This window comes from Parasphingorhabdus sp., assembly GCF_036568145.1.
Taxonomy (GTDB): Bacteria; Pseudomonadota; Alphaproteobacteria; order Sphingomonadales; family Sphingomonadaceae; genus Parasphingorhabdus.
Genome location: NZ_DATCTC010000022.1, coordinates 72,166 through 81,537 on the forward strand (window position 1 = coordinate 72,166; position 9,372 = coordinate 81,537).

At 50.5% G+C, this 9,372-nt stretch carries 9 protein-coding genes and 1 pseudogene; 2 read left to right on the plus strand and 8 right to left on the minus strand.

The features are described from left to right. Positions 1-2 precede the first annotated feature (2 nt). From VIN76_RS07855 to VIN76_RS07885, 7 genes are all read right to left on the minus strand, one after another. Positions 3-1,526, minus strand: a complete 1,524-nt coding sequence (locus VIN76_RS07855) for a thymidine phosphorylase family protein (RefSeq protein WP_332041283.1) — start codon at positions 1,524-1,526, stop codon at positions 3-5. Then, a complete protein-coding gene (locus tag VIN76_RS07860) occupies positions 1,523-2,899 on the minus strand; it encodes an MBL fold metallo-hydrolase (RefSeq protein ID WP_332041284.1) in 1,377 nt (458 codons plus the stop codon). Before VIN76_RS07860 ends, VIN76_RS07855 begins: the two co-directional genes overlap by 4 nt. 102 nt (positions 2,900-3,001) lie before the next feature. Beyond that, positions 3,002-3,379 (minus strand): hypothetical protein, encoded by a 378-nt coding sequence (locus VIN76_RS07865; protein ID WP_332041285.1) that lies wholly within the window; start codon positions 3,377-3,379, stop codon positions 3,002-3,004. Positions 3,380-3,652: 273 nt separating this feature from the next. Beyond that, the gene (locus VIN76_RS07870; RefSeq protein ID WP_332041286.1) at positions 3,653-3,829 is read right to left on the minus strand and encodes a YHS domain-containing protein; all 177 of its coding nucleotides are present in this window, start codon (positions 3,827-3,829) and stop codon (positions 3,653-3,655) included. A gap of 52 nt (positions 3,830-3,881) precedes the next feature. Further along, positions 3,882-5,150 carry an acetate/propionate family kinase gene (locus VIN76_RS07875; protein ID WP_332041287.1) on the minus strand — a complete coding sequence of 423 codons (1,269 nt, stop codon included), beginning with the start codon at positions 5,148-5,150 and terminating at the stop codon, positions 3,882-3,884. 505 nt (positions 5,151-5,655) lie between these two features. Next, on the minus strand, positions 5,656-6,054 hold the full coding sequence (locus tag VIN76_RS07880; protein ID WP_332041288.1) for a hypothetical protein: 399 nt from the start codon (positions 6,052-6,054) through the stop codon (positions 5,656-5,658). A gap of 157 nt (positions 6,055-6,211) precedes the next feature. Beyond that, entirely contained in the window at positions 6,212-6,787 is a 576-nt protein-coding gene (locus VIN76_RS07885) for an RNA polymerase sigma factor (protein ID WP_332041289.1), read from the minus strand. A 243-nt stretch (positions 6,788-7,030) separates the two neighbouring features. Between VIN76_RS07885 and VIN76_RS07890 the strand changes: the two genes are divergently transcribed. Further along, the gene (locus VIN76_RS07890) at positions 7,031-7,723 is read left to right on the plus strand and encodes a DUF6629 family protein (protein ID WP_332041290.1); all 693 of its coding nucleotides are present in this window, start codon (positions 7,031-7,033) and stop codon (positions 7,721-7,723) included. Positions 7,724-8,064: 341 nt separating this feature from the next. Further along, a pseudogene (locus VIN76_RS07895) lies at positions 8,065-9,226 on the plus strand (IS3 family transposase). A gap of 30 nt (positions 9,227-9,256) precedes the next feature. On the opposite strand, the gene VIN76_RS07900 reads toward VIN76_RS07895, so the two are convergent. Further along, the coding region (locus VIN76_RS07900) for a transposase domain-containing protein (RefSeq protein ID WP_332041295.1) at positions 9,257-9,372 on the minus strand (116 nt) is incomplete at its 5' end.

Consider the following 9,372-nt stretch of genomic DNA (forward strand, 5'->3'; position numbering starts at 1 on the left):
GGTCACTCCTCGATTGTCAGTATGTCTGGGTTGGCAGCTGCATATTCTATCGCATAGTCGAGCGCGCCCTTGGCTTCGGCATGGACCGTTAAAAGCGGTTCTGTCGCTTTGACGCTGTCGCCGAGCCTAATGTGCATAACAAGTCCAGCAGCCTTTTGGTTAGGCGCCCCTGCCAACTTAGCCAGACGCGATAGTTTGCGGTTGTCAATTGCGGCGAGCTTGCCGCTGCTCTGCGCCAACAAAGATCGCGTAAAAGGGGCTATTGGGGGCGTGCGCATGCCGCCCTGCGCCTCGCAGATTGCCTGAAACTTTTCCCATGCCCTCCCATTTAGCAAAGTGGCCTCCGACGCAGCCTGTCCGGCTCCTTCTTCCACATGGCCTGCCATCTCCAGAGCCTGTGCGGCAATCGATATTGCCCGCTTCTTTAAGTCCTGCGGCGCATTGGGTTTGTTTTGCAGAACCGCCAATACGTCATAGGCCTCAAGAGCAGGACCGATTCCCCTCCCTACAGGCTGCGAACCGTCTGTAAAAATAGACCGCGTTTCTAATCCGAATTGGGTGGCAACTGCGGAAATATGTTTGCTTAAAGATTTGGCCTTATCGAGCGAACGTACTTTGGCGGTTGGCCCAACGGGCAAGTCAATGACAACATGGGTGGCTCCAGCTGCTATTTTTTTGGATAATACCGAAGCAATCAACTGTCCTTCCGTATCGATATCAAGTGCGCGTTCGATGCGGATCAAAATATCATCTGCCGGGCTGAGTCTAACGGCACCGCCCCACACAATACAGGCACCTTGCTCTTCAACAACACGCCGCATTTGTTTAAGATCCAGGTCGACTGGAGCGAGTGTTTCCATCGTGTCGGCTGTACCGGCGGGAGATGTAATAGCGCGCGATGAAGTTTTTGGCATGGTGAAGCCCAGACTCGCGACTATTGCCACGACGATCGGCGTGGTGCGGTTACCTGGTAATCCGCCGACACAATGCTTGTCCAAGATCATGGGAGTCTCCCAGGACAACCGTTCTCCTGCGTCGATCATTGCCTTGGTCAAATGACATATTTCTTTGATGTCGAGCGGGAGAGCCGAGCATGTTGCGATGAACGTTGCCAGATGTATATCTGCGTAGCGTCCAGCGGTAATATCGCCAATAATGCCCTGAAAGGCCGGTTCGTCTAGGCGGCCTCCATAAATTCTGCGTCTGATATCTGCCAAGGATCCTACAGTTGGTGCATGGCTAACCGAAATATCAGTTCCATCTTCAACCCCAAGCTTGGTCCATGCCGCCTCAGATAATCCCGCTTCTCTTGTCGTCAGCCAGTCATTCTCAACCTGATAGAGCGTGGCGATAATTTCTCGCCCTGATACAGACGTTAAACGCACGCGTGATCGGGAGGTAAGTCCTTCCGATATGCAAACCGGGCAGTCAGTGCGCATGAGCACAATCACCTCGTCCTGAGTGTAGAGACTGAGACGTTTTGATTTCAGCAGATGCGGGGCTTCAACGTCGAGGGCTATGGTCATGGCGTGTGGCTTTCCAGGTGATAACGATCAACAGGATCAACGACGGTGCTGTTCCAACCAAGCTCTTCATCGATCCGCATACGCAGAGCATCTGCGGCTTTTGGTTCGCCGTGGACGATAAAAGTCCGGGCAGGCGCGTTCTTAAACCCGGATAGCCACTTCAGGATTTCGTCTGAATCCGCATGGGCCGATAAGGCTGGAAGGCTTTTAATTTGAGCACGAATGGGAAACCACTGGCCGAACATCTTGACGCTATCGGCCCCGTTCAGAATTTTTTCGCCTCGTGTCCCCCCGGCTTGATACCCGGAGAACAGAATTGTATTTCTTTCATCCTGGCCAAATGCCTTGAGATGGTGAAGAACGCGCCCGCCGGTCAGCATCCCGCTCGCAGCAATCACAACCTTGGGCATAGTATCCCGTGTTATCCGTTTAGAGTCCTCCACTTCACGCAGGTACGTCGCGATGTTGCAAGACTGCTTGCATATCTCGGGCGAGAGCCGGTGATCATCAAGGTGGCGGCATAGAAGGTCAGTTGCGTTGATCGCCATCGGACTATCCAGGAAAATTGGAACGATTTTTATCCGCCCGGCTTGTTTCAATTTCCATAGATAATACATGATCAACTGGGCCCGCCCTACTGCAAATGCAGGAATAACCAGCGTGCCGCCTCTTTGAACTGTCTTTTCGATAACGTCCCCTAGAGCGTCCATCGGGTCATTTTTGGGATGGGTCCGGTCCCCATAAGTCGATTCGACAATAACATAATCAGCTGCTTCAACGGCTTCGGGATCGAGCATGAAGGGATCGTCATAGCGGCCTATGTCGCCCGAAAAGACCATCTTTTTTCCGCCCCAGCGCAGTTCGGCATTGGCCGCACCCAATATATGGCCAGCCCGGCGCAACTGGACATGACCGCCACCCGGCAGTTCGACTTCTTTGTGGAACGGGATGGGTCGCAGTTGTTTCAAAGCAGCTTCGGCGTCTTTGATGGTGTAAAGCGGGAGCGCAGGTACATGTTTGGTATATTTATGTTTGTTCGCCAGAAAGGCATCTTTTTCGGCGATAAACGCGCTGTCTTTCAGCAGAATCTCACAAAGATCGGCGGTAGCCGATGAACAGAAGATTGGGCCTTCGAAACCCTCCCGCACCAGCTTGGGCAGATACCCGCTATGGTCGAGATGGGCGTGGGTTAGAATAATCGCATCAATGCTCTTTGGCGAAACTGGGAACGGTTTCCAATTGCGTTCGCGCAAGGATTTATATCCTTGGAAAAGCCCGCAATCGATCATTATCCGCCGCCCGTCGTTTTCTACAAGGTGGCGAGAACCGGTTACCGTTCCTGCGCCCCCGAGGCTATGCAACGTAAGCGTCATGCGATTTCCTTCTCATTTTTTTGGGCCAATGGGTCCCATTGCAATGTCTGGGGGTCTCCGCGTTCCTCAATTGCCTGAATTTCCTCATGTGATAGCAGGGATTCACGGTCGATTTTGAGTAAGCTTGCTGCCGAGGCGACGGCATGCGCCCATGTGCAGCGGTTGGCGAACAACATGCCAAATACATCCAATGTGCCGCCTCTGGATATGCCCCTCGGGATTTTGCTTGAAAGCCTCGACCGGTAAATCAGCGCCGTTCAAATCTACTCGCGCGGCGTAGGTCATATGGGCCGTGAGCCACATTGCTGCGTTGGCCAATCGGTCAGCTGCTGCAATGAGCGCATGTGCTTGGCTCACATCAGTAACGCCCCGCAAAATTTGCTTTTTTGCGAGCAATTGATCTACGCGGGTAATCGTGGTTGGACTGTGCTTTATGACACCATATCCCTTGCGCCAGTCTGTTGGTGCGTTATTTTTCAATGAGCGGTTTCCTTAAGGTTCTCGGCTGCCTGTAGGGTTGCTCCGTGTTTGTCGCAGAAACTGGTGCGGCCGCGCTGGGTTATGGAAGTATAGACGCAGGATCCTGCTCATCGTTACAGTAAGCCAGAATGCCCCTCATCGTTTGAAGCAACGAAACAGTTCTGGTGCTGTAAAAACTAAAGAAGTGAGGCGACCGCTGGGGGGGGGGCCTCTAAAGATACGGTTCTCGAAATTTTAACAAAATGCCGTCGACCGATCTCTATATGTGTAACGTCATTTAGCTTTTGTAGGCACTGGACCATTGGCAAAAGTGGCCGGTGATTGGTTGAATTTGTGCTGACATTCTGCGCTGCAGAAGAAATAAGTCCACCCCTTATACTCCTCGGCAACCATAACGTTTTCCAAAGCAAATTTGCGGTCGCATACTGGATCTTCTACTATGATTTCCATTACTGGTTCTTTTTTGCGGTTATATGGACAATGTGATTTTGCAGAGAATTTTTCATGGAAGGGCAGTCTCCTTTTGACTATTGGCGACAAGCTTGGCGACATGGCGCGCAATCATCAATTCTTCATCCGCAGGGCTGATCTCGATCGTAACAGCGGCATCTTTTGCGGACAAAAGCGGCTTACCTGCTTTGTTTCTCTTCGGCTCAATTATCGTTCCGAAGCATTTCTCGAGGGGCGTGCAGATTTGGGACCGGATTTCCGAAGAGTTTTCACCAATTCCGCCGGTAAAAATCAGGCGATCAATGCCCCCCATGGCGGCTACCAGTGCACCGAGGTGACGGCGCGCTTGATAACAAAAAAAAGCGATTGCGGCTGCGGCATCTTTGTCGGAATTCGATCCAACAAGCATTTGAACGTCACCGCTTGTCCCGGACTGTCCAAGCAAGCCAGATCTATTATTTAACAGATCAACGAGTTCCTCGGCCGACCAGCCCTCTTCATTTATGAGGTAAAGAATGAGTCCAGGATCAATATCCCCGCTTCTGGTCGCCATCGGCAATCCTGACAACGGGCTGAAGCCCATGGATGTATCAATGGTACGTCCGTGATGAACCGCTACCATACTTGCTCCTGCTCCAAGATGGGCAATCAGAATTCGGTCCTTCAGAGCCACCCGGCCCTCTCTCCTCACGAGCCGGTAGATGGCAGATTCATAAGAAAGGCCATGAAAGCCATACCGCCGAATAACGTCGCCTGCCATTGCCAGCGGCAGGCCTGTTCGGACGGCATTTTCAGGCATTGCAGAGTGGAAAGCTGTATCAAAACAGGCAAACTGGGTTGCTTGGGGGCGCATCTGCCGAACTGCTTCAATACCGGCCAGATTTGATGGAAGGTGCAGGGGAGCGAGAGGCGTTAACCGATCTAAATCAGCCTCGCTTTTGGAATCCAGTTCCAGAGGCTCAATAAAATCTGGTCCCCCATGCACTATCCGGTGACCAACAAGCGATATTCTCCAAAGTTCTGCGTTGTCTTCTAGTTGATTGAGTACATGCTCGATTGCCGCGCCATGATCTTTGCAAGCAGGCTTCGCATTCCAAAGTGCCGTGCTGTTCGCTAAACGTGCTGAGGAATGCCCTTGTGCCTTCCCGATTTCCGTAACGCTCCCCCGCAAGACAGGTTCGATATTATCGCCCAAACAAAAGATCGCAAACTTGACGCTTGATGAGCCGCAATTGATCGTCAACAAATGTGGTAGCGGACTCGGCCGCGCTTTCCGGCGTCCATCGGTAAAAGGCGGGTTTTTTTTGAGTTTTCCGGTCATCTTGCCCTTTGCTCCTGCATGCCCATCACCTCACGGCTTTCCAAGAGATCGGGGTCCGGCAGCGATTATTATCGCCAAGAGGTTTTTTGACATGCTCAGGACCGCATTATCTCTTGGACAAAAGTCTCTGTCCGAGCTGATAATACGGTTGCCTTCACATAGATTTCAGCTTTTTGAACAGCATGATTTGGGATTATCCTCGGGCTTTTCTTGCTCAATTTTTTCTGAACTCGAACAGCAGCATCCCTTACTCCCGGATTTCGCCTGTTCATCAGGTTTTAGGATTGGCTTCAGCACCTTCCTTGGCTCGGTTCTCGTATCGTTCATGACTTTTTTCCTTTATAAATCGTGTAAACCAATCACTCTGGTTAAGTGACGACATCCAAAATTTTGGATTACTCATCATTAGGACGCGTTTGGGGCCTTGGCGTTACACAGTTGAGAAAGAAACTTGGTTCCTTCCAAGTTTGAACTCAGCACGCGTCGTTGACTGAAATCGCCAGCCCTATTTTTCTGGCTTCATCATGAGTTGCTGCTGAAGCATCATTCTTTCCATCATTTGATGCATCATGCCCATATGTTGCTGCATTTTTTGCATATGCGCTGGGTCCATGGCCATCGGCCCCTTGCCGCCCGCCATTTTGCCGCCTTCACCCATCATGGCTTTCATGGAAGCCATATGGGTCTTCATCATCGCCATATTTTCGGACATCAGTTTTTTACGCTCAGCGGGCGTTTTTGCAGCGGCGGCCCGATCCTTCATCATTTGCATTTGATCAGCCTTGTTTGACATTGGCATGTCATGGCTATGCTCAGATGTTTTTTGCTCCGGTGGTGCGGCATTGACCGCAGAAGTTGCCAGCACGGCGAAAGCAGCAATTGTGGTAAGGTTGGAAAATTTCATATCTAGTATCCTTTTTGATCTGGAGACCTGCACAAGGATCGCAAGTCGGTCTTTTTTGCAGATATCGCTAGAAAGACGATGTTGGCGTCCAATCGTTACACTTCGTCATTCAATAATTGGGTCAGTAAAGTTGAGTGCAAGCCGTCGCTGGTTTCAATTAATATGCGCTTGCCCGACAAACCGTACGTAAATCACATTCGGTAGAACAGCTCGCAGAAGCAAGTTTGATCTGACGGCCCAGAGCCTGCCGCGAACGGTGCAATTTTACCCGAAGCGTATTGGGAGACAGTCCGAGGTCATTGGAAATATTCGTTCGGTTTTCTGTACGCAAATCAGCGCGCTTGATCAGCTCTTGATAATTCGGATTAAGCTTTGATAGATGCTTTTCAACGCACGGAAAATCTGTTTCAGGACTTTCCTCCACCGGCTCTGAGAACATCAGTGACAAGCCATATTCGTTCAGTTTCTTGGTCTCCTGATTCCGTTTTCTGAAATGATCTGAAAGAACCGAACGCAATATGCTGGAGAGCCAACCGCGAATTTTTTTACAGTCTTGAAGGTCGTTCGCCCGGGTTAAAACGCGGACATAAAATTCCTGTAATACATCTTGTGCATCTTGTTGATTTCGGATGTGCCGCAGGAGAAAATGAAAGATACGATCCTTGGATTCCACCAAAGCCTCGTCAATTAATCTTCGATTTTTTGAATAGACATTCGAGACCTCGGTGGACATCTTATTACCCTTCCTTGTTGCGGTTGTTTTGGTGGTGTCAGAACGCCTTCAAACTCACGATCCTTACTTAGGGATACGGTCCAGACCGGGCGCCCCCTCAAAAAAAGTGGTCTTATACGTATAATTACTGAGGGGTGGCACCATCGCGCGCGTATAGTTTATGGTGCCATTCAATAGATATTTTGCAGAGCACCGACTTTGGCCGCTTCGAATGCTTGTTCCAAGACTGGGAGGGAAGAGTTTATGTGTTTGTCAGCAGAAGTTAGTTTTGGTGCGGCCGCATTACTCATTCCAACGGGCGCTCTATCTATTCACCGAGCCTTTAAAACGGATCAGCGCTATCTTCCTATCGCAATGCTCCCGATGCTTTTTGGGCTGCAACAACTTACAGAAGGAATTGTCTGGATCGCGGGTGCGCAGAATAATATTGCGCTGATTACGCAGGCATCGCTCGTCTATATGTTCTTCTCTTGGCTCGCATGGCCGGTCTGGATACCGGTTTCGACCTATTTTCTGGAACCGGCTCGGCGCAAACCGCTCTATCTTGGTTTTGTTATTTTGGGGGCAATGCTCGGGGGGCTCCAATATTTTCCATATTTCGCTCATCAGGGATGGCTGGAAACGAAGTATCTTGATCATTTGATTGTGTATCAAGGCAAGGAGTTGCTCGATTTTGTAGCGGGTCGAGAGATTACATATCTAATTTACGTGACAGTGGTAATTGTCCCGCTTCTATTATCTTCTGTTCGTGATGTGCGCATCTTTGGCGTGCTTGCAGCGCTGGTTCTTGCGGTCACGTTCATATTTTTCTCTTATGCCTATGTTTCAGTATTTTGTTTTGGCGGTGCATTGATGTCCGCCTATCTCGTCTGGATGATCTTTCGGGGTCATGAACGTCCCACGCTAGTCGCAAATCCAGTACACCAAAAATCCTAGCGCAGAGATATCGTCGAACAATCGATAGTAAAAGTCGATACTCCAGACACTGGACCTCTCCGTCCGCGTCGCAGGACGAACAAATGACTGTCCCTGAGCCGGCAAACCGCAATGATGCCTAAACCTGCGATTATGCAAATATTTTTTAGCTTTTGTCTCCCCGTTTCGAGATACGCCAAGATCCGGCCAGACCCCTCAGATTGTGGAAACTACGTATTGAGGCAGAAGGTATAGCCAGCCAAATTGATGACGTCGTCTAATGGTGACATTTCATCGTTGTTGTGAATAGCCCCTAGATTTCTGGACACCTTCTTCCCTAATTTTGAGGTAAGGAGATGAAGATGAGCAGGGTAAATTTCAGTGACGATTTCAAGCGGGATGCGGTTTCCCAGATCACGGAGCGGGGTTATCCGGTTGCGGAGGTTTCGCAACGTCTGGGTGTTAGCACGCATTCACTTTATGCGTGGAAGAAGAAGTTTGGATCGGCATCTGGCGGTGATGATGGCAAGGATGCTGAGATCCGGCGATTAAAGCGCGAACTGACGCGGGTCACCGAGGAGCGCGACATATTAAAAAAAGCGACCGCGTATTTGACCTGCGGTCACTTCGTTCCGCCAGGGATGCAAAGTGAGATACGCATTTGTCGCCGAGCATCGCCCTGTTTTTTCGATCCGCGCGATGTGTCGTAGCTTGCACATCCATCCCAGTGGCTTTTATGCATGGCTCAAGAACCCGCTGAGTAAACGGGCAAAGGAAGATATCCGTCAGACCGAACTGATCCGGGAGGCATGGCAGGACAGCGGCAAGGTCTATGGTTATCGCAAGCTGCACGATGATCTGCTTGATCAGGGCGAGACATGCTCTGCTAATCGAGTGGCGCGTTTAGCCAGTTTGGCTGGGATCAAAGCGCAGATAGGCTATAAACGTCGACCAGGAAGCCATGGTGGCAAGCCTGCTGTGGCTGTGGATAATAGGCTGGACCGGCAGTTTAACGTGGAGGTTCCTGACAAGAAATGGGTAACCGACATCACCTATATCAGGACGTTTGAAGGCTTTGCTTATCTGGCTGTGGTAATCGACCTCTATTCCCGGCGTGTGGTTGGTTGGTCGATGCAGAGCCGTCAGACAACGGACGTGGTCCTGCAAGCATTACTCATGGCAGTGTGGCGAAGGAAGCCGAAACACAAGGTGCTGATCCATTCGGATCAAGGCTCTCAGTTTACCAGCATGGACTGGGCATCATTCCTGAAAGCTCACAATCTGGAGCACTCAATGAGCCGGCGCGGGAACTGCCACGACAATGCTGTCGCCGAGAGCTTCTTCAACTTGTTAAAACGTGAGCGAATACGGCGTCGAACCTACAAAACACGTGAAGCGGCCAGGCAAGATGTGTTCGATTATATTGAAATGTTCTACAATCCGAAGCGCAAGCACGCTAGAAACGGAATGCTGTCACCCGCAGAGTTTGAACGGCAGCAGAAAATGAAAAACGAAGGTGTCTAGAAAACGTAAGCGAGAGCTGTGGGCCGCGTATTATGCGGCTTGACGGTCCCGTTTATTATCGTCTGTCCAGTTCCATGGCATGAGTTCGTCCCAACGGGAAGCGGGCCAGTCGGACGCGATTTTTTCGATTACATCGGTGATATAGG

Bases quoted from the DNA above. Each gene is read 5' to 3' on its own strand.
- VIN76_RS07870 (WP_332041286.1), bottom strand. From the start codon at position 3,829: ATGGAAATCATAGTAGAAGATCCAGTATGCGACCGCAAATTTGCTTTG.
- VIN76_RS07890 (WP_332041290.1), top strand. From the start codon at position 7,031: ATGTGTTTGTCAGCAGAAGTTAGTTTTGGTGCGGCCGCATTACTCATT.
- VIN76_RS07880 (WP_332041288.1), bottom strand. From the start codon at position 6,054: ATGAAATTTTCCAACCTTACCACAATTGCTGCTTTCGCCGTGCTGGCA.
- VIN76_RS07875 (WP_332041287.1), bottom strand. From the start codon at position 5,150: ATGACCGGAAAACTCAAAAAAAACCCGCCTTTTACCGATGGACGCCGG.
- VIN76_RS07855 (WP_332041283.1), bottom strand. From the start codon at position 1,526: ATGACCATAGCCCTCGACGTTGAAGCCCCGCATCTGCTGAAATCAAAA.
- VIN76_RS07885 (WP_332041289.1), bottom strand. From the start codon at position 6,787: ATGTCCACCGAGGTCTCGAATGTCTATTCAAAAAATCGAAGATTAATT.
- VIN76_RS07860 (WP_332041284.1), bottom strand. From the start codon at position 2,899: ATGACGCTTACGTTGCATAGCCTCGGGGGCGCAGGAACGGTAACCGGT.